This window comes from Parachryseolinea silvisoli, assembly GCF_021190955.1.
Classification (GTDB): Bacteria; Bacteroidota; Bacteroidia; order Cytophagales; family Cyclobacteriaceae; genus Ohtaekwangia; species Ohtaekwangia silvisoli.
In genome coordinates, this window is sequence record NZ_JAIOAO010000003.1 from 419,328 (window position 1) to 440,243 (window position 20,916).

The 20,916-nt window shown below is 49.8% G+C and carries 11 protein-coding genes; 7 read left to right on the forward strand and 4 right to left on the reverse strand.

Going from position 1 to position 20,916, the window contains the following annotated elements; all coding sequences use genetic code 11:
- Positions 1–382 precede the first annotated feature (382 nt).
- Positions 383–1,978 (forward strand): DUF4139 domain-containing protein, encoded by a 1,596-nt coding sequence (locus tag K7P01_RS19050; protein ID WP_267295987.1) that lies wholly within the window; start codon positions 383–385, stop codon positions 1,976–1,978.
- A gap of 37 nt (positions 1,979–2,015) precedes the next feature.
- Here K7P01_RS19050 and K7P01_RS19055 read toward each other — a convergent pair whose 3' ends face one another.
- The gene (locus K7P01_RS19055) at positions 2,016–3,152 is read right to left on the reverse strand and encodes a fumarylacetoacetate hydrolase family protein (RefSeq protein ID WP_267295989.1); all 1,137 of its coding nucleotides are present in this window, start codon (positions 3,150–3,152) and stop codon (positions 2,016–2,018) included.
- A 64-nt stretch (positions 3,153–3,216) separates the two neighbouring features.
- Positions 3,217–4,089, reverse strand: a complete 873-nt coding sequence (locus tag K7P01_RS19060; RefSeq protein ID WP_267295991.1) for a DUF6268 family outer membrane beta-barrel protein — start codon at positions 4,087–4,089, stop codon at positions 3,217–3,219.
- A 272-nt stretch (positions 4,090–4,361) separates the two neighbouring features.
- Between K7P01_RS19060 and K7P01_RS19065 the strand changes: the two genes are divergently transcribed.
- Complete coding sequence (locus K7P01_RS19065) at positions 4,362–4,943, forward strand: Crp/Fnr family transcriptional regulator (protein WP_267295993.1); 582 nt, start codon at positions 4,362–4,364, stop codon at positions 4,941–4,943.
- A 32-nt stretch (positions 4,944–4,975) separates the two neighbouring features.
- Positions 4,976–5,875: a DUF6929 family protein gene (locus tag K7P01_RS19070; protein ID WP_267295995.1), complete on the forward strand. Its 900-nt coding sequence runs from the start codon at positions 4,976–4,978 to the stop codon at positions 5,873–5,875.
- Here K7P01_RS19070 and K7P01_RS19075 read toward each other — a convergent pair.
- Both K7P01_RS19075 and K7P01_RS19080 read right to left on the reverse strand, forming a co-directional pair.
- Positions 5,872–6,714: a hypothetical protein gene (locus K7P01_RS19075; RefSeq protein WP_267295997.1), complete on the reverse strand. Its 843-nt coding sequence runs from the start codon at positions 6,712–6,714 to the stop codon at positions 5,872–5,874. The two genes, K7P01_RS19070 and K7P01_RS19075, sit on opposite strands and share 4 nt — an antisense overlap.
- A gap of 305 nt (positions 6,715–7,019) precedes the next feature.
- Positions 7,020–10,373: a sensor histidine kinase gene (locus K7P01_RS19080; protein ID WP_267295999.1), complete on the reverse strand. Its 3,354-nt coding sequence runs from the start codon at positions 10,371–10,373 to the stop codon at positions 7,020–7,022.
- A 604-nt stretch (positions 10,374–10,977) separates the two neighbouring features.
- Between K7P01_RS19080 and K7P01_RS19085 the strand changes: the two genes are divergently transcribed.
- The 4 genes from K7P01_RS19085 (at position 10,978) to K7P01_RS19100 (ending at position 20,907) form a co-directional block, all read left to right on the forward strand.
- The gene (locus tag K7P01_RS19085; protein ID WP_267296001.1) at positions 10,978–14,412 is read left to right on the forward strand and encodes a HEAT repeat domain-containing protein; all 3,435 of its coding nucleotides are present in this window, start codon (positions 10,978–10,980) and stop codon (positions 14,410–14,412) included.
- A 779-nt stretch (positions 14,413–15,191) separates the two neighbouring features.
- Positions 15,192–16,136, forward strand: a complete 945-nt coding sequence (locus K7P01_RS19090) for an RraA family protein (protein WP_267296003.1) — start codon at positions 15,192–15,194, stop codon at positions 16,134–16,136.
- A gap of 24 nt (positions 16,137–16,160) precedes the next feature.
- Positions 16,161–17,444, forward strand: coding sequence for a mandelate racemase/muconate lactonizing enzyme family protein (locus K7P01_RS19095; RefSeq protein WP_267296005.1), 1,284 nt, complete (start codon positions 16,161–16,163; stop codon positions 17,442–17,444).
- A 265-nt stretch (positions 17,445–17,709) separates the two neighbouring features.
- A complete protein-coding gene (locus K7P01_RS19100; protein WP_267296007.1) occupies positions 17,710–20,907 on the forward strand; it encodes a SusC/RagA family TonB-linked outer membrane protein in 3,198 nt (1,065 codons plus the stop codon).
- Positions 20,908–20,916 lie beyond the last annotated feature (9 nt).

A 20,916-nucleotide genomic window follows, 5' to 3' on the forward strand; every position in this document is an offset into this window, starting at 1 on the left:
GGAAAAGGCAATGCTTTATATCCGGAGCCATCCTTGAATCGCGATCTGCAGGGCCCCTGGTGAATGCACTGGCCTCGTTGTCTGGACCAATTTTGGATCACCCCCGGAGATGGGCTTGCGATGATATGTTGGACGGATTGCTGCTGTCTGGTGGAGTATTTGTCTGCGTTTTGTCAACGTTGGCATTCATGGAGGTTGGAATATATAGTATTCAATGTAGGCATTTTATATTCTCTTACGGAAAAAACGGACTACTTCATATTCTTTTCCAGGAATGAACGTATACATATTACTGTCGAAATCAGCCAGCCGGTCCGTTGATCGGAGTATGTTGGTAATTTTGCATATATTCGATGCAATATTCTTTAAAAGTTAGTGTTTTATGACGATGAAAAAGCATACGCTCCTGTTGGCACTTTGTTATGTGCTGGGTTTTACGGTGTCACGAGGCCAGTCACCGGTAGTTATTGATTCCAAAATAGACGAAGCCACGGTGTATTTGAATGGTGCCGAGCTTCGGTTTACGGAGAACGTCCCGGTGAAGCGTGGGGTCTCCGTGTTGCGCTTTCGGGGCATTTCAAAGTCGTTAGTGGATAATAGTGTGCATGTCACGGCAAGCGGTGGTGTGAATCTGGTCTCGGTGTCTGTCGAGGAGGAAACAATGTCATTGCGTGCGATGCCGGTAAAGTTCCGTATGCGAAAAGACTCTATTGATAAATTGCAAGCCCAGCTGGTGGAGATCAACAACCGGATCGCCGCCTATGATGCCGAGCGACAGATGTTGCAGGAGAATCAACGTGTTCAGCCGGGGACGTCCTTGCTGGAGCTCGCAAAGACCGCCGATTTTTTTCGCGACCGCACATTGTCTATTCACACTGCGCAGACCGAGCTGCGGCGCAAGGTTGGTATTATGACCGAGCTGTTATCGGAGAAGCAGGCGATTGAGAAACGCGATCCCTATGATCCGGCACGTTATACCGTTGTAGTTACCGTACAGGCCGATAAGGATCAGACCGTTCCATTTGTTGTTCGTTACGGTGTGGAAAATGCTTCGTGGGAGGCGTCGTATGATATTATCGTTCCGGAAATCAACAAGCCGGTAACGCTGCAATATAAAGCGCGGGTTTATAATGATACCGGGCTCGAATGGAATAACGTGAAGCTCTGGCTATCGTCCGGAGATTTGACGCAAAATTCTACGCGGCCTTATTTAACTGTATGGAATCTTAACTACACGTCGGTGGCCAACGAGGGATATCTGAACCAGCGCGCCCAGAATCGAGCCGATGCCGACGAATCAGGAGCAGTGGAGGTTGTTGATAAGGCTGTGTCAGAATTGAACACGTCGTTTACCCTGGAGGGCGTCCACTCCCTTGCCTCCGGGAGTACGCCGTATGTTGTTGGCATTAAGGGTGAGTCCTTGCAAGCTTCGTATGAATATCTGGCGATTCCGAAGGTTGAAAACAATGTCTTTCTGTTAGCCAAAGTTACCGGCTGGGAAAACCTGAATCTGATCGATGGCGTGGCCAATGTATATTACGGAAACAGCTATGTGGGGGAGTCGAATATCGATACCAGGCTCGTGGGCGATACGCTTGAGCTGTCCCTGGGGCGCGACAATCAGATTGTGGTGAACCGAACAAAAGTTGAAGATAAAGCAAGCACATCGTCTCTGGGAGGAAAACGTTCCGAGTCGTTTATCTATGAAATTCAAGTGCGGAATAACCGTAAGGTTGGCGTTTCTATAAGGATTCAGGACCAGCTTCCCATTTCCCAGGAAAAGGATATCGTAGTGGAAGCTTCTGAAGTATCCGGGGCGAGTCTTGATGCACCCTCCGGTAGGTTACAGTGGCTGAAGCTGCTGGCCCCTGGCGAAACGGTGCGGTACCGTATAGCGTTTGAGGTTAAGTATCCCAAAAATAAGTCGGTTCAGATTCGTAAGAACCGGGTGGTAAGGACGCCCCGATACCGCCGCTAAAAGCCTCAGTAGAAAGTACTGAGGCTTTATATCCGGGTTACTCAATCGTAGTCTTAATTGTTCCCAGGAAGGAGATTGATGTCTCGACGAAGTCTCCCGGTTTGAGGTATTTATCTTCGCGTATCTGTTTTTTTAAATGCTCTTGCATGACGTAGGGAAGGAGTTGATGCGAAAAAAAACTGAAGGTGAGAAAGTATTTAGATGCAGTCTTTACTTTAAATCCCGTGGTTGGTTTTTTAAAGATTACGCCAGCGGGTGTACCCGTGATAATAATGCTGTTCGCGGGGATGCAGTCGTTCTCGAGCAATCCTACGTTTTTATTGTGACAAGGCCATGTTCGGTTTTTTGAGGCAAGTGTTTCTTCTATTATTTTGCTGATATTCCAGACCATGTCCTTTGCGAATCCGCTTTGCCTGATCACGCCATTGACATGAAGGTCTAGTGTTAATTCGGCTACGAACGATTGCCAATCCCTGGGTACAACAATATAGGGCCCGGTAGGCAGGAAACCTTTCATGCTCTTTGCGTTGGGAAAGCCTTTGCCATTCTTAACATTTTTAACATCAAGCTCCCGCATGAGTGTTGCCCGTTCGGAGTAGTCGTTCACTACCAGGAAGCCAATTCGTTGGTTTGGAAGATCCAGGTTGGAGCAAACTGCGTCCGGGAACACGAGCCCCAGCTCGACTTCATGATCCAGAAGCCATCCGGGTGTATATTTCAGGTGATGAATGGCTGGGTCCGTATCCACTATTTTGGGAAATAAAAATGGTGCATCTACACTTGTTTCTTCGCCGTGCTCGTCATAGTTTATGCCGATCGCGATGTGTTTATTGCCCTCGATTGCCGGAAGTAGCGCCTCGTACGGAACCGTAACCCTGTCTTTACTTGCGCGGATGATCGCCACCACTTCATTGTACTGTAACGTTTGAATTACTTCGAGCGCGGACTGGTCAAACCGGTTTAATTTGACGCTCAAATCAATTCCGGTAAGTGTTTTTCCGTCATCATCCAGTACGGCAAGAATGTGTGACTGGCCGTTGTGGTTAAACCTGCTCAAGGTTAGTGCTTCTTCCGGGGCTTTTAGGTTTTGTCTGCTCCTTGCTTCTGTTGTATATACGTTTGAAAAGTATAAAACAGCACAGGTGATCAGGCTCATGAATGTTTGATTCATCATGTTTATTTTTTGAAGAGTCAGTTGAAAATTTAGATGTGGTCATAATGGAGGGGGAGTTGTCTCACTACCTGAATACACGGTAGCTGAGCGCAAGCTTGAAATTGGCTCCTTTTGAAAACTCCGGATTTAACGGATCGGGCTCGTAGCCAATAGGGACGAAGTCAACCTGGAGGTCTGTCTTGTCCTGTTGGTGGTTAATATTCTCGTGGCGTATAAAGCTGTAGCTTACTGTTGCGCGCAAGGCGAGCGAAAGGGAGAGGTATCGCTCGAAGAATAGTCCTGGCTGGGCCGTGTTGTGGGAAAGATATTGCTGGTTCTTTAGTTTGTAGCTGGTGTTTACCGCTTCCAATGTAAATCCCGCATAATTCTTTTGGTTTAGTCTGTACACGATCGTCAGATCGCGGGGAGCATCTCCGAATATTCTCCACTTCTCGTTCACCTTCCAATCCAGGCCTACGAGCGCGATGATCTGTGGTCCGAACCATTGATCCCGGAATCCCAGGGTGGCTCTCCAGGTCAACCCTGGTTTTTTGGAATAGGCTGCCTGCATAATGCCGCCTAATTTTATATCCGTAAAGGATACGTCGTCAAAATCGGAATTGAGCGCTGGTAGAAATATGTAGCGCAGGGTAAGCTGACTGCTTACTTTTTGCGTAAGTCCGATCGTCGGCTGTATGCCGTACACATTTTTAATGGCAAAAGCCGGGTGCGTTCCGCTGAAATTCAGTACTTCGAAGCTTGCCCCGATGATGAGGTACTTTGATTTGTCTTTCGTAAGAAACACCGGGAAGCCCGTATTAAACCGCCATGTATTGAGTGTGAACGACTCGTCGGGGTCGACATCTTTAATGGTTACGGGTGAGCGCTCGTAGTTGATATTCATTCCTTCGATATATCCCTGCCCGGATGCCAGTTCAGGTACGAGCAGAAATATCATAAATATCATGAGTAAACATGCCTTATGCTGAGGAAGCAGGTTGGTCCGCTCAAGGGTAGGCCTGGAATTTCGATTCTTAATTTTCATGGATAAATGATTAAATGTATTGGGTTCTGGGGTATTGTCTGGGACAAAAGTATTTCCCCAGTTTCCAGAAGTGATTGATAATTATCAATAACCTCATAGCCCCGGCTATTTTTAAACGCGGTGCAGTCGACTGGAAGTCGATTGCTGGTATTGCCTATGGTTTTTTTGTCATACCTTTGCGGTAGATGACCAATCAGGAATCCATCGCATTGATCGAAGGTTACGTTCGACAATTAGTCTCTCCGAATGCCGAGGAATGGGAGGCATTTCGAGGCATTCTTAGCCCCAGGCGAATACGCAAGAAGGAGCTGATATTAAAACAAGGGCAGGTTTGCACATTCATTGCCTTTGTCACAGAGGGTTTCTTACGGGAGTATAATTTTCTGCACGACAAGGATGTGACAGTTGACTTTATTTCGCCCAGTCATTTTGTTACGGACTATCCCAGCTTTCTTTTACAATCACCCTCCTTACAATATATTGAAGCGCTGACGGATGTTGAATGTCTGGTCTTTAAGAGGGACGACATTCATCGTTTGTATGATCAGTACAAGACCTGGGAGCGTTTTGGCCGGTTAATAGCAGAGCGGATATTTTGCAATGCAGAGGCCAGGCGGAAAAACATTATCAGTAAGAGCGCGGAGGATTTGTATCATGACTTTGTGCGGGAGTATCCACATGTCGTTCAGCATGTTCCGCAGTATTACATTGCGTCTTATTTAGGATTGTCTCCAGAGCATTTAAGCAGGATACGGAAGAAAGTGTAGACAACAACGTCATATTCAAAAGACATTATTTAATGCGTAAACTTCATTTAGTTAAATCGTTGCTGATATCCGACTTTCCTTCGGGATCATCCATCAACTATTACGAAGGGAAATTCTATCTTATTGGCGACGACTCCCGGAATGTCCTGGTTATGAATAACGACTACGAACATCTTGGCGCCATTCATTTATTCGACCATACAGAACTAAGGATCGCAAAGCAGGAAAAAGTTGATCTGGAGGGCTCTGCGATTGTTCGGGTGGATAACACGGATAACTTGCTGATTGTGGGATCGGGCTCAAGGAAAAACAGGAAGCGGATAATACTGATCCCCCTTACTCAAGCAGGTTTAGAAATAGGCAGCATGCAGCACGCCATTTATAAGACAAAGGATTTCTTAAAACGGATAGAAGCCGCTGGTGTTGCAGAGATCAATCTTGAGGGAGTTACCCTGGTAAATAACAGTCTCGTACTCGGAAACCGGGGTAATAGATCAACTCAGGATAATCATTTGATCGTGACGGATACGAACTTTTGGGAAAACCAGGATAATGCAAATCTTGTCATCAAACGATTGGTGCTGCCGGTCAATCATACAGAGGTTGTATTGGGCGTGTCGGAACTATGCTACATTCGGGAAAACGATACTTTATTGATTTCGCTTACGAGTGAAGATACGGGCAATTCCTATGACGATGGGGAAATTGGCGATAGTTACATCGCCTGGATCTCCAATGCTTCAGACCAGCTTCGCAAAAATGAAATCATACCAGACGAGCTGGTCAATTTGTCCACAGTAGAGAAAGTATTTAAGCGTCAAAAGGTTGAAGGCATGTGTTATCAAATGGCGGGTGCTGATTTTGTGCTTCATCTGGTTTCAGACAACGACAACGGCGAGAGTAGGCTGTTTCAGGTATTGCTGAATTTTTAACGCGGCCTTGACGTTTGATCCTCCATTTTGCCATCCATGATGTCTTTCAACGCTTGTTCGATTGCAATCACGTGCGCGCCGCCAAACGCAACGAAAACCCTGTCATGTGTTTTTAGTGCAAGCTGAATTTTGGTTAATAGCACACTGTCTCTTACCTCCTTGGACGCCCGCCCCACCGCTGTGAACTTTCCTGCGTCGGAGAGGAAATCGAACTTTCCGAAATCGGCTGTTTTAATATCAAATTCTTCGCCGACGTTTTGTTTATATAGGTTTGTGAAGTAGGAAAAAGATTGCTGCGAAGGATCCAGCGGGAATCCGTTCGGCAAGAGATAGCTCCTGATGAAATTTCCGTACGCGATAGCGATCGGTTTGTCTGCGTCGAATCCATAGCGATAGGGATTGCAAAATCGTTCCATCACATAGTAAAGGAATAACGTTTCTTTCGGATGCCGTTTCAGCATGATATTAAACTCTTCGTTTTCTGAAAAGTCCCCACTCATCAACTTGATTTGGTGTTGATCGCACAAGAATTTGAGCAAGCCGATCTCGGCCCTGTTTTGAATGGCCCGATCGCGATGCTCATAGTGTAGGGTATCGGGAATTTCGCCACCCTCGTTGAAGACAATCTGTGGCTGAAGATCGTTAAAGTACGTTTCAATCAGTTTAAACTCGACCGCATCGGGATCGGATGAGTGTGGGCATCCCACGACGATCAATCGTTTTTCGTTGTTTTTTAAATTGACGACGTGCGGTCCTCCCTGGTGCCGGATAACTTTGGCCACCGATAAATAGTCCATCGTGCGGTAAGCAGGGGAGTAATCGTGCGGAGTTTGTTCCATCGATTTAGGTTGCGTGCAACGCATCGATGAGAATGCTAATAATAATAAGGTGCCTGAAATGAAGATTCGAGTCATAGCGATAGGGTATGCGATTAGGAAAATAGAAAAATATCTTGATTTCCGTCGCTCCTACAAGAAAAATAACCTGCCGGCACCGGCGAGCGTCAGTTGGCGTAATGTATCGTTTCCCACCCGTAAAGCCTGGCCGACGGTGCTCCCCGCCACCGCCTACAATCGGTGGTGTTGGTTGTGTTGCAGCAAGCGCATGCATTTGCGATGCAGTCCGTCTTGCCCGTGAGCAGGTCTTAGTGCGCTACATACTCCTCGTCATGGGGTATCGTAACGACAAATTGCGTCCACGCACCAAACTCGGAGTCGACGTCGATTTCACCGTAGAGCCTGTTTACCGTTTCATGTACGATATATAGGCCAAGCCCCGAGCCCTGCGAGCGGTTGGTTGCGCGGAAAAACATTTCGAAAATCCGGTTCAGGTGCTTCTTTTGTATGCCGATGCCGTTGTCGCGGATCTTCAATTTCCAGAATGCTGTCTCGCGTTCGAAAGCAAGCTGAATGGTGTTTGGGGCCTTGTCTGGATCCCTGTATTTAATAGCGTTGCTGATCAGGTTGTCAAAAATGATTTTGAGACGGCGTGGGTCGCTGTGTACAATTTGCTGCGGAGGAATGTCCACCTGGAAAGTAACAGACTCGGCTCCCGGCATAAATTTGACGTCGGCGATACATTCCTGGATCAGGTCGTGAATGTTAACGGCTTCATGGGTGATCTCGAATCTCGTATTGCGGGAGTGCTGAATCATACTTTGTATGACGTTTTCGAGTTTTCCAACGCTGATCTCGATATGGGTTAAGTAGAGTGACAGCTCGTCACTGGGTTTTTCAAGCCGTGCCAGGTCTACGAGGCCGAGCACCGATTTGAGCGGCGCGACCAGGTCGTGCGATGCGCTATAGACAAAAGCATCGAGCTCTTTTATTGTTTTGCCGAGTTGTACAATGGTCTCGTTGAGTTTTTCCGTGCGCTGCTGTACCTGGCTTTCCAGTGACTCGTTGATGTGCTGTAATTCTTGCTGCGTTTCTTCGAGCAAGACGTATTGTGAAGCAATCATTTCTTTTTGCGCCAAAACCTCTTCGTTTTGTTGTAGGAGCTCCTCATTTTGAGCGGCCAGGTGGTTGTTCTGATCCGTTATTTCACGACTTTGTTCTTTCACAAGGTGCTCAAGTTCTTTTTTACGCGCCTGGAGCCAGCGCACACGATACCTATAAAAACCGTAGATGAGTAATATGACGGTGCCCAGGAATAAAAGTCGGAAATAGAGGCTTTGCCACCAGGGAGTGAGCACTTGAATGGTGATGGTTGCCGGTGGCCCCCAAGCCCGGCCGTTGTACGACGCGCGCACACGCAAGGTATAGCGGCCGGGATCGAGGTTCGTGAATGTCAGACTGTGACCCATGGCGGATATCCACGTGGTGTCGAAGCCGTCAATCTTGTAACTGTACCGGATACGGTCGGGAGCGACGTAGTTCAGTGCCGAATACGTGAACGTGATAAAATGCGAGTCGCGATAGGGCAGCGTTATTGCGTCGGCCTCTGTAATGCTTTGGGGCAGTAGCTTGCTTCCGGGCCTCACACGGCTGTTTGCCAGCAGCAAGTCCGTAAAGGCGACATGCAAATCGGCATGGTTGAAATCGAAAGGCTCCGCGGTAAAGATGTTGAAACCATTGGAGCCACCAAACATATATTGACCGTCCCGGAGTCTGATCGACGCACGGCGATTAAATACAATCCCCTGTACGCCATAGTTAGCGTCGAATGTGGTGAAGGCAGTATCGGACAGATTAAAATGGATGAGCCCTTTGTTTGTACTTAACCAGAGGTTGTGATTGTCTTCCTTTTCAATAGACAGGATTACGTTGTTCGGAAGCCCGTCGGGTTCATCCAGTGCAGACAACCGTCGGGTTTTTACGTCGTAACGAAGCAGCCCGTTTCCAAAGGTTCCGATCCAAATGCTGTTGCCGTCTTGTAGCATGGCTTTTATGCGCAGGTTTCGTACTCCGGGCAATTGCGTACGTATTTCGAACACACTGTCGGTAGCGGGTTGGTATACGGTGAGGCTTCCATAGGAGCCGACCCAGAGCGCGGAGTCGGCAGCGAACAGTATACTTTGTACCTGGCCATTCACGAATATCTTCTGGATATTTCCGGGAGGAAGGTTGTCAAGACTATAGAAAACTCTTCGGGTGGCATCGAACTTGTTGATGCCACGGTCGGTTCCAACCCACAAATTCCCCCAAGGGTCTTTGGCCAGGGTCCAAATGATATTATCCGACAGTGACGTTTGGTTTCCGGGGATGTGGCGATACTGTCTCCATTGGCCTTGCGGATTTCGGTGGATCAAACCCTCCTGAAATGTTCCTATCCACAACCCGGTTTCATCCGCGAGGAGAGAGATCACGACCTTTACATTCTCGAACGGCGCGGGTAGTGCTATGCGGTTAACGATACCGTCCTTGAAGCTGTGTAGTCCGCCACCGTCCGTTCCAATCCACACAGTGCCGTCGGCACTTTCGGCTATGGCGGTGACAGAATTGTTCAGAAGAGAATTATTATTGCCGAATTCTTTTTTATACCAGCGGAATAGTAACGGCATACGGCCACTATAACTAATGCCGCCGTTATAGGTTCCAAGCCAGGCGCTGCCTTCCGGCTCGATATATATGGACCGTATGGTGTTGGCGCCGATGCTGCGTTCGTCGAATTCGGAATAGACGCAGGTTTGTATGTTTTTTCCAGCTGCGTTAATGATGTTGAGACCGCCGCCATCGGTTCCAATCCACAGGGTGCGTTGCGTCGTTTCGACAATCGCCCATACGTTGTCGTTGTTCAGTGCCCCGTTGTCGCGGTTGAAATGCTGCCTGGTATGTGTGCGCCGGTCTATTTTGCCAAGGCCCTTGCCTTCGGTTCCATACCAAATTGCCTCGGCCGTGAGGGCTATTGCGCGTACGTTATAAGTAGAGTCCGCGATTGTGGATAGAACGTTTGTTTTAAGGTTTAGTAACTGAAGGCCGCTGCCGAGCGTTCCCAGAAGCAGGCTATCACCCAGCTGTTTAATTGTCCAAACAACCATCTTATTTAGTCCGGGGTGTTCCACGTCGTGAATGGTCTGGGTGGTGAGATCGAAATAGCGTACTCCTCCTACGCCCGCGGCGAGCCAGAGGCGGTTTGTTTTTCTGTCGGTAGTGGCGTTGACGTATATTGTACCGGGCCGGTTGGGGAGATTGTAACTCTTAAACGTTTCGGTATGACGGTCGAAGTAGTTCAGCCCGTCAACGGTTCCGACCCAAAGGTTTCCGCGCGGGTCTTCCTGTACAAAATGGACGACGTTGTGACTAAGAGACGTGGTGTCGCCGGGCACATGCCGGTAAACCCGGAACTCGTTGCCGTCATACCGGTTAAGCCCGTCTTCGGTAGCGAACCAGACAAAACCTTTCGTATCCCGGCAGACATCGTTTATGGTGGCCTGGGACAGGCCTTTGTCGACCGATATCCGCCTGAAGAAAAGTTGAGCGGCTGACTCTTGAACCTGCGCGGGGGAACTGATATAGACGGCTAACAGGCAAAATATCCAGGGGGCTATTCTTGGCATTTTTAGTTTTCGTTCACTCGTTTAGATCATTTAATATAATGAAAAAGATTTAAGATAGGGCATTGCTTTTTTGCCTTCGTACCCCGGAGCCAACGAAAAAACAAAAAAGCCTTCCAGGTTTATCTTGAAGGCTTTTATGTCATGGTAACCGTATTTTATCTGCTGTGTAAGATTTTAGCGGAGATAGTAAGTTCTCACATACCACGGTGCCGGCATCGGGCGTGTGTGTACAGTATAACAACGGTTAAGACAGGTAATATAAACGATGAAAACATTGCGTCCGTGCCGGCGTTGCGCTGTATTCGAATGATACGATTTCGTCGAGCGCACATAACGCTACGATTGATAGAATTCTCTTCAGGCTACATTATTTTCTGCCCCCGTATTCTTAAAAAGATACGTGGAGAATCTATTCAATGTTGAATTGCTATCAAAGTACAGGCATACACCAACGTTGTTGGCGAATAGAGGCTGGCATCAGGACCTGCTTTTGCCGGCGTAGCGAGCCCCGATTTCCGTTCATGGAACAAGATTGTTCCGGGCCGCCTGGTGAATTTTATTTTATTATCTTGGCCATCGGGTGACATCATACCCAAACCGAAATATGAAAACAACGCTCGTGCCGCCCAACCGCTGGCAAACTGTATGCCCGCCTTCCTTGTTTGTAAGTATTTTACTTTTACTCGCAGGTTGTCAGGACAAAGAGCACGGCGGGGACGCTGGTAAAAAGATTCGCCGGATGGATCCGAAGGAAACCGCCCAGCTGGCAAAAGCCATTGAGGCGCAGGTGACACCGCAGATCGCCGAAGGGCTCACGCTGCGCCTATGGGGCGTGGATTCGCTCGTGGCAGACCCGGTGTCGATCGACGTCGACGATCAGGGACGGCTGTATTACACCCGCACTAACCGCCAAAAACATTCGGAATTTGATATCCGCGCGCACCGCGATTGGGAGATTGAGTCTATCCAGCTGCAAAGCGTGGAGGATAAGCTAGCATTTTTTAAACGTGTTCTGGCGCCGGAAAATAGCAAGAAGAACGAATGGCTGGCTGATCTCAACGGCGACGGGTCACACGACTGGCAGGACATGACGGTGGAGAAGGAGCATGTTTACCGACTGGAAGATGTATCGGGCGACGGTGTGGCCGACCTTTCGCAGCGGATGGTGGAGGATTTTAACGAAGTAGTAACCGACGCGGCGGGCGGTGTGCTGAAGTACGGTGACGACCTGTTTGTCGGCATCGGCCCGGACCTCTGGCGGATAAAAGATAAGGATGGCGACGGCCTGGCGGATGAGAAGACGTCGCTCTCGCATGGTTACGGGATTCACCCGGGTTTTTCGGGGCACGGTATGTCGGGTCTTGAAGTGGGACCGGAGGGAAAGATATACTGGCAGATCGGCGACATTGGGTTCAGTGGTAAGGGCTCCGACGGCCGAAAATGGGAGCATCCCAACAGCGGTGTGATCGTGCGGTCCAACCCGGACGGCAGCGATTTTGAAGTGTTTGCTTACGGCAACCGGAATACACACGAATTTGTCTTCGACGAATACGGTAACCTCATCAGTGTGGACAACGATGGCGATCATCCCGGTGAAAGCGAGCGCCTGGTATATATCGTCGACGGCTCGGATACCGGCTGGCGCATCAACTGGCAATTCGGCAAATACCGCGACCCCGATAACAATACGTATAAGGTATGGATGGATGAGAAGATGTACGTGCCGCGGTTCGAAGGCCAGGCGGCCTACATTCTTCCTCCGATTCAGAACTTCGTGAACGGCCCTACAGGAATGCTATACAACCCAGGCCTGGCGTTGAGTCCGGCCTGGAAGAACACCTTTTTTGTCGGTGAGTTTGTCGGTAACCCGGCCCGCTCGGGCATTCACGCCTTCAAGCTTAAGCCGAAGGGCGCAACGTTCGAGCTGGCGGAAAGCAAGATGATTCTCGGCGGTATTCTGGCAACGGGAATTGACTTCGGTCCGGATGGCGCCATGTACCTGGCTGACTGGATAAACGGCTGGGACACGAAGGACTACGGCCGTGTATGGAAGCTCGACGCTGAAGGGGGAGATACCCCGGCACGACGGGAAGTGAAGACACTGCTGGGCGAGGATTTTACAACGTACGACGATGAGCGCCTCGGCGCCTTGTTGAAAAGCGAAGACATGCGTGTTCGCCAGAAGGCTCAGTTCGCGTTGGCTACCCGCGGTGACGCCGGTATACGCGTATTTCAGGCGAACATTGCGCAGACGACCAACCAGTTGGCACGTGTGAATGCCATTTGGGGCATCAGCCAGTTTGCGAGAAAAGATATACAGCACGCGAAGCTGCTGTTACCGCTCCTAAAAGATAATGATCCTGAAATCCGCGCGCAGGCTGCGAAATGGTTGGGGGATGTAAAATACAAGGAGGCCGGCGAAGCGCTGCTGCCCCTGTTAAAAGACGACTACAGTCGTGCCCGGTTCTTTGCCGCCGAGGCGCTCGGCAGAATTGCCTACGCGCCGGCAATCAACCCGGTCATCGAGTTCTTACGCACCGACAACGATGAGGACGCTTACTTGCGCCATGCCGGGAGCCTCGCGCTGGCACGCATCGGTCGGGCTGAGCCGGTGGCGGCGCTGTCGACCGATGCTTCACGCGCCGTGCGTATTGCGGCTGTGGTAGCGTTGCGCCGGATGCGCGATCCTTCCATTACCAGGTTTCTGACAGACCGCGACGAGTATATTGTCACCGAAGTAGCCCGGGCCATCAACGACGATCTCTCCATCGAACAGGCGCTGCCTGCGTTAGGCGATGTGCTGGCAACCACAACCTTTACAAACGAGGCATTGCTACGCCGCGCGATCGGCGCGAACCTGCGCGTCGGCACGGACAAAAGCATGCAGAACCTGATCGACTACGCAGGCAAAGCGGGTGCGCCGGCAGCGATGCGGGCCGAAGCGCTGGCAGCGCTCGGGACCTGGGCCAAACCTTCGGTGCTCGATCGGGTGGATGGCCGGTATCGCGGGGAAGTGAAACGCGACCTCGCTCCTGTAAAAGCGAAAACATCCGGAGCGCTTGCGCGGCTGACGTCGGATAAAGAGCCAGCCGTACGCCTGGCAGCGGTCAAAGCTATCGGCAAGCTTCACATCGAAACCGCGTCTGCACAATTGCTGGGCAGGTTGAAAACAGACAACCAGGCCGGCGTACGTGTAGAAGCGATCCTGGCGCTGGCAGCGCTCGACGATAAACAGATCGGCGATGCCATTCGCATAGCGCTTGCCGACAAAGACAAAAGCGTGCGGGTAACAGGCCTCGACCTATTGCCGAAAATGAATATACCACGGGAACTGATGGTGTCGCTGCTCAGCGATGTGATCAATACCAAAACACCAGAAGAAAAACAAGCCGCGCTGGTTACGCTCGGCACACTGCCCCTGGAGCATACACAAAAGGTCTTCGACCAGCTGCTTGCGAAACGAGCCGGGGGAAAACTTCCGCCGGAAGTATACCTGGAGCTGGAAGAGGCAATTGACAGTACCCATTCGCAGTCACTCATTGCGCGGTTAAAAAAGATCAGCGCGACATCATCACCCGATACATTGAAAGCCTTGTTTGCGGGCAGCCTGCTCGGCGGAGACCCGGAGCGCGGCTCACGCGTCTTCTTCAGTCACCAGACGGCCCAGTGTATCCGCTGCCATTCGTACGACGATATGGGGGGCACGGCTGGACCCCGTCTGAACGGTGTCGCCACACGCCTGACACGCGAGCAACTCCTGGAGGCGCTCGTCACGCCGAGTGCACGCCTGGCACCCGGCTTCGCTACGGTGAATGTCGAATTGAAGGGCGGTAAAAAAGTAAGCGGTATCTTACAAGGTGAAAAGGCGGAAGATATTACGGTGAAGGTGGGCAACAAACCCGATACGGTAATCCGTAAAGATCAGATCGTAAAACGCACCGATGCGGCGTCCAGTATGCCTCCCATGGGATTGCTACTGACAAAGCGGGAGATTCGGGATGTAGTCAGTTTTCTGGCCACGTTAAAAGAGGAAAAATAAAAACAGGCTTCGAGGGCGTGTGTTATACACGCAATATTATTCCAAAGGGCTGTTGATCTTCCGTGTGTCTATCATTGTCCGTAATGTAAGTATCTGGCGTGTATCACCGGGGAGTAGTTCTATTTTTTTCTTCTTCTTCTGTAATCGTCATCCGTTTTTGAGTCATGGTATCTCGGATTCGTACAGGCTAATTGAAGAAATCTTTGCTCCAGCATAGCTGTTATGTGCTTTGCATGGCATCTTTCTGTCAATGCATCTAAACTATCTGAAATCTTGCGGCCATTACGAGTCTTCAAGTATATAGCACCAGGATATCCCCTGATCAGGTATTTTTCAAAGAATCATATTCGTCTACCTCATCTTCCGCATATAGTATTAACATGTCGCCAGGTTTGGGCTAAAGATGGTGGCTAAAAAAGAACCAGGTTCTTCTCAAATCTTTGGGCGGGCAATTAAGCCCATGCGCAAGAAACGTCATGGGGTTTGCACCGATTTGACGGCAGTTTGCGCTATTCCCTTATCCGAAAGGTTTAGAAAGCCTCCGGGCATCCATGTTTAAAACCGTTGATTTAAAACGTTTGTATAGAATCTTCCGGTGATGGTTAATAGAAGTTTTTTCACTAGAAGTTGAGAAGTTTTATAATACATATTCGGGTGAGCATGAAAAACTTGTTCCTTGACGGTCGCTGCAGGTTGTATTGCGAAGCTGTCCCGATGCTGAACATTTGCTGGCTTGTGAAAATATCATCTGACAGATGAAACCGTGATTCTTTTTGCTTATGACGAAAACTAACATATTGTTGTGGATCTGCTGCGTCCTTTACCTGGGAGCGCAGGGCCAGCAGATTTCTAAAGAAGAACTCGTTTTTCTAACGCCGGAATGGAAGGGAGAGCGGTATACCGATGGAAGACCGAAAGTTCCAGATGCTATTCTTGAGCGAATGAAGTTTGTGACGTTGGAAGAAGCGTGGGCGGTGCTTCGCAATGAAAATTATAAACATCAATACGACGACGGATGGGTAATGATCAATCCCGATAGCGTGCTTGTCGGCAGAGCAGTCACGGCTACGTTTATGCCCGGTAGGCCGGACATTCATACGGTAATTGATGACCGTGGTCACAACCATGATAAGAGGATCAAATCACAAAATTCGTGGCCAATCGACCTGTTAACAAAGCGCGATGTGTATGTCGTAGATCAATTTGGCGCGCACGAGGACGGCCCGACTATCGGTGATAACCTGGGCAACTCTATTTTTGCGAAGACGGGAAACGGTATAGTATATAATGGTGCAGTACGCGATATCAACGGTCTTAGGGAAATCGGGTCCTTCACGTCTTTTTTTCGGAGTTACCATCCGTCGCATCACCTGAATGATCCTAAGGGGCAACTCAATACGACGTTGGTTGGTATCAATACGCCGACGCGCATTGGAAAGGCAACGGTCATGCCGGGCGATGTGGTATTAGGAAGAGATGGTGGAGTAATTTTTATTCCGGCCCACCTGGCCGAAAAGGTAGTGAAGACATCCGAGATCGTACGGCTTCGTGATATGTTTGGTCATCAGCGCTTGCGCGAACAAAAGTATACGCCGGGTGAAATTGATTCCCGATGGTCGGAAGAGATCGAAAAGGATTTTTCGAAATGGTTAACCAGCAATATCGATACGCTACCGGTACCCAAAGAACAAATTCAGGAATTGCTAAAGCAACGTACGTGGTAGTGCGCCCCTATAAACCTTATATACATGGAAAATATTTCGTCGAGAAGAGCCTTTTTTAAAAAGGCCATTACCACGGGGGCTGCGGTGTCTGCGGCAGGCGCGTTGTTCGGAACCGGCCTGGTGCAGGCGGCAGATCGAAACCCGATGTATTCAAAGCCCGCCGACCTGAAGATTACCGAAGTTCAGTGCGCCTTTATACGATTTGGACATGGGCTCTTCGTGAAGATACACACCAATCAGGGTATCTATGGGTGTGGCGAAGGCGTCGATGCCGTGGCTGGTACCTACCACTTTGTCAAGATGCTGGAGCGAAGATTGAAAGGCAAAAACCCCTTGAATGTACACCGCTTATTTGACGATCTGCGCAAGTCGGGTGTCTTTGAAGGCGCACAATCCGGTATGTTTGTGGCCGTATTGTCGGCTATCGAAACGGCGCTATGGGATATCATGGGCAAGGCGCTAGACGTTCCGGTATACCAGTTGCTGGGCGGGAAGTTTCGGGACAAAATCCGAGTGTACTGCGATACGGCCTTGTATCAGCAGAATCTGCCAACGCCGGACGATTTTGCAAAGGCGGCGTTAGAGGCTAAGAATATGGGATTTACAGCCATCAAGTTTGATCTTGATCAGCGGAACGATCCCAACAAGTATGATCTGTACAATTGGACGGCTAGCCCCGGAGAATTGACACGGATGGTTGATCAGGTGACGGCGGCGCGGCAGGCGGTGGGTCCCAATATCGATATATGCTGCGATATGCACGGGCGATATGATACCATTACGGGGCAACAAATTGCCAGGCGACTGGAGCCGCTTAACCTGATGTGGCTGGAAGAGCCGATTCCTGCGGAGAACCCCGAAGCATACAAAATTATATCCGACGCCACGGCAACGCCCATCTGTGCAGGCGAAAATCTTTTCCTGGCGTATGGTTTCAGAAGGCTGCTGGAGATCGGTGCAGTGGACATCATCATGCCCGACCTCCAGAAAGTCGGAGGATTAGGTGAAGGCCAGCGCATCGCCAATCTGGCTAACCTGTACTATGTTCCTTTCGCCCCGCATATGGTTGCCTCCTATTTGGGCGCCATGGCATCGTGCCACGTTTGTGCTTCTGTTCCGAACTTTATGATTTTGGAGTGGCAATCTTACTTTCACACAGACCCGATGTTTAAAGATATCGTGACGTTTGACGGTCCCATGGTCGAGAATGGGTTCATCACAGTTTCTGAAAAGCCTGGTATCGGTGTAGATATTAACGTAGAGGGAATGAAGAAGTATGCCACGGAAGGCTACCCATTCTTTAAATAGAGGTATGGATTTCTGGCAGTGACGTTGCGCCGGTTAGTTAAATGTAAGACGTCTACCAATATACATTTCCATGTTTTGCCGCGGCACAGGGAGCGATAGCCCTGTGCCGCTCTTTTTGGATAACGCTGGTTTAAATGGTCATCGCAATCGTGTGCAATATTCAACGGTGTTTGTTATTGGAAGTATGACAGAGGGGTGACCGATATCTTCGTTACCGTGGCCTTGCCGAATAGCCACGTCAATTCTTAACCCTAACCTAGTAAACATGCTAAAACATTACTTAATCGTTTTGATTGGTGCACTTTGTATAGTGTGTCCTCATACGTCAGCCCTCGGCAGCGGATCGCGGGTTGCAGGTTCGTTCTTACCACTGCCACAGCAGCAAACGATTCGTGGGACCGTAACGGATGAGAACGGCGTTGTTTTTCCCGGCGTCAATGTGGTTGTGCAAGGTACTGGAATCGGTACGGTGACCAGTTCCGAAGGAATGTATTCACTGGACATTCCCGCAGGAGCAACAACACTTGTTTTTTCATTTGTCGGATATATTGCGCAGCCGGTGCCGATCGATGGAAAAACCACTATTGATGTCGCGCTTGCCCCCGACGTCGCCTCCCTGGGCGAAGTGGTGATAACCGCGTTAGGTATTCAGAAGGAATCGAAGAAGCTTGGTTACGCCGTTGAAACGGTGCAGCTCGATGCACTGCAGAAAAACAGAACAGTCAATGTAGGAGAATCGCTGGAAGGCAAAGTCGCCGGGCTGGATATCTCGCCGCCGTCGTCGGGGGCCGGAGCCAGTACAAAAATCCGTCTCCGTGGTCAGTCCGGCTTCGCAGGTGCGAATAATTCACCGCTTATCGTAATCAACGGTCTCCCCATGGATCAAGGCGCCCAGAGCGCCAATGGCAACGATTCGCGTGATCGGGGTGACAATCTTCAGATCGTCAGTCCGGACGATATCGAAAGTATGACCGTATTGAAGGGCGCGACGGCAGCGGCGTTATATGGTTCACGCGCGGCGAATGGTGCTGTCATCATCACGACAAAATCAGGTAGGAATAGCCACGGCATTGGGGTGGAGCTTAATTCTAATTATACGCTCGGCCGCGTCATGGATTTTACCGATTTCCAACACGAGTTTGGGCAGGGTCAATTGGGTAATAGACCGACTACACAAGGCAACGCTGTGTCCACTGGCATGTTGGGCTGGGGCGCAAGGTTGGATGGAGAACCGACGATCAATTTTGATGGCCAAATGAGGCCCTACACGGCCAACCCAAACCGCATCAAAGAGTTCTTTCGCGACGCCCGGACATTCGCCAATACGGTGGCAGTCTCCGGCGGCGGCGCGAATGGCAATTTTAGACTATCCTATTCAAAAACAGATGCTGAAGGGATCACGCCGGATAATACGTATTCCAAGGATATTGCTAACCTGGGGCTTCAACAGAATGTCACCGACAGGCTGAGCGTTACCGCGAACATCAACTTCTCGCACGAGATCAACAAGAACCCGCCGCAGGTAGGTGTACAAGGACCCGGCGCAGCCAACTTTCTATACCGGATGTCCACCTCAGTTCCGTTGAGCGCATTAGAGGAAAATGCTGTTGCGCCGAATGGTACGGAAACACCAACGTCCGGATTTCAGACGACGCTGATCAATCCTTACTTCCAGATGGGACGGCAGTTCTTTAAGAACAAGAAAGACCGCTTTCTGGGAACGGCCACCGTGCGTTATAAGCTGACAGACTGGTTGTTTATACAAGGTCGGTATAACTACGACTACGGTGTAGGATTGACCGAGTACAATACGCCTACGGGTATGGGAACATCTACCCCGTACAATTCCGCAGGCACCGCTTTCAACGGTACATATGATGCCAACGACGCACAGGGCACGCAGGTGAACACCGATTTCCTGCTCGGCGCAAATAAAGAGTTCGGTAATTTTTCTGTTGATGCCAGCGTTGGGGGAAATATTTTCAAACGCAGCAATCGCACGGCTAACCTGAGCGTGCGGGAGTTCACGATACGCGATGTTTATTCATTTGCCAACGGTGTCATCAAAACGAACGTCGATGATACGCGGCTTACAGACTATACTATTTCCCGTGACCAGGTCAATTCATTGTATGGGTTGCTGGAGTTGGGGTATAAGGGAATGTTATACTTGAATATTACCGGCAGACAGGACTGGTTCTCGGTATTAAACCCTGAAAATAACAGCGAGTTTTATCCTTCCGTGTCGGGTAGCTTTGTTTTCTCGGAAATTTTACCTGACGCCGAGTGGTTGTCGTATGGTAAGCTGCGGGGCTCGTGGGCGCGCGTGGGAAGCGCCAACGGTGTATCTCCTTACGAGGGTACTTTGCTTTATGGGTTGGTGCAAAATCAATTTAACGGTCAGACGCTCGGCACCATTCCCAGTACAACCTCTCCGAATCGGTCGCTTACTCCCTTCACCGTGACAGAAAAAGAACTCGGTCTGGAGGCGAGGCTTTTCAACAGTAAAGTCAGGTTGGATATAGCAGCCTACGAAAAAGTTACCACGGACCAGATCCTCAATGTCCAGGTTTCCAACGCCTCGGGCTATCTCGATACAAAACGCAATATCGGATCGCTTCAAAATCGCGGCATGGAACTCATGGTAGAGGTTGTGCCGGTTCAATACACCAATTTTAAATGGACGACTTCTTTTAACACGGCGCTGAATACAACGGAAGTGCTCGCCCTGGCCCCCGGCGTGAACAGGTTTACCGTGCAATCATTCTCGGGCAACGAGTTCATCGGGTCGTTGGTATATGAAGTCGGGCTACCGCTCAATCAACTTTCTGCCCGCACGTATCAGCGGAATGAGAACGGGCAGATCGTGGTAAATGATAATGGAACGTTGATAGCGACGGCCCAAAATGTGAATTTTGGAAGCGCGCTTCCCAAGTGGACGGGGGGCTGGGTGAACACCCTGTCGTATAAAAACCTGAGCTTGATGGTACATGTCGATTTCAAAGCGGGCGGTAAGATCCTTTCTTCAACAGCCTTGAATGGGTTACGGCAGGGGCATACAAAAGCTTCCCTGGTTGGCCGTCGTGAAGGTGAAACAGGGGTGGTGTTCGATGCTGTATATGCCAATGGTGAAAGAAATACCAGCGCGGTGAATCCGCAGGATTTTTACACCGGATACCGCAATGCGCAGATCGCCGATCCCTTCATCTTTAAATCGGACTTTGTCAAACTGAGAAATATAATGCTTAGTTATGATTTGACCTCGTGGGTGAAAAGCCGCGTGAAGTTTATCCAGGGGCTGGCATTGTCCGCGTCTTGCCGTAACGTGGCGATTCTGTATAAAGACTTGGCTGATCTGGATCCGGAGGCGTTTGCGTCTTCCGGTGATAACCGGGTAGGGTATGAGCAGACCTCGCTGCCGACGACGCGTAACTACAGCATTAACCTGAATGTTAAATTCTAAGAAACTGAT

What these genes read in the sequence shown, in the direction of transcription:
- K7P01_RS19060 (WP_267295991.1), bottom strand. Translation starts at nt 4,089, where the DNA reads ATGATATTTCTGCTCGTACCTGAACTGGCATCCGGGCAGGGATATATC.
- K7P01_RS19065 (WP_267295993.1), top strand. Translation starts at nt 4,362, where the DNA reads ATGACCAATCAGGAATCCATCGCATTGATCGAAGGTTACGTTCGACAA.
- K7P01_RS19055 (WP_267295989.1), bottom strand. Translation starts at nt 3,152, where the DNA reads ATGATGAATCAAACATTCATGAGCCTGATCACCTGTGCTGTTTTATAC.
- K7P01_RS19090 (WP_267296003.1), top strand. Translation starts at nt 15,192, where the DNA reads ATGACGAAAACTAACATATTGTTGTGGATCTGCTGCGTCCTTTACCTG.
- K7P01_RS19070 (WP_267295995.1), top strand. Translation starts at nt 4,976, where the DNA reads ATGCGTAAACTTCATTTAGTTAAATCGTTGCTGATATCCGACTTTCCT.
- K7P01_RS19095 (WP_267296005.1), top strand. Translation starts at nt 16,161, where the DNA reads ATGGAAAATATTTCGTCGAGAAGAGCCTTTTTTAAAAAGGCCATTACC.
- K7P01_RS19085 (WP_267296001.1), top strand. Translation starts at nt 10,978, where the DNA reads ATGAAAACAACGCTCGTGCCGCCCAACCGCTGGCAAACTGTATGCCCG.
- K7P01_RS19050 (WP_267295987.1), top strand. Translation starts at nt 383, where the DNA reads ATGACGATGAAAAAGCATACGCTCCTGTTGGCACTTTGTTATGTGCTG.
- K7P01_RS19080 (WP_267295999.1), bottom strand. Translation starts at nt 10,373, where the DNA reads ATGCCAAGAATAGCCCCCTGGATATTTTGCCTGTTAGCCGTCTATATC.
- K7P01_RS19075 (WP_267295997.1), bottom strand. Translation starts at nt 6,714, where the DNA reads ATGGAACAAACTCCGCACGATTACTCCCCTGCTTACCGCACGATGGAC.
- K7P01_RS19100 (WP_267296007.1), top strand. Translation starts at nt 17,710, where the DNA reads ATGCTAAAACATTACTTAATCGTTTTGATTGGTGCACTTTGTATAGTG.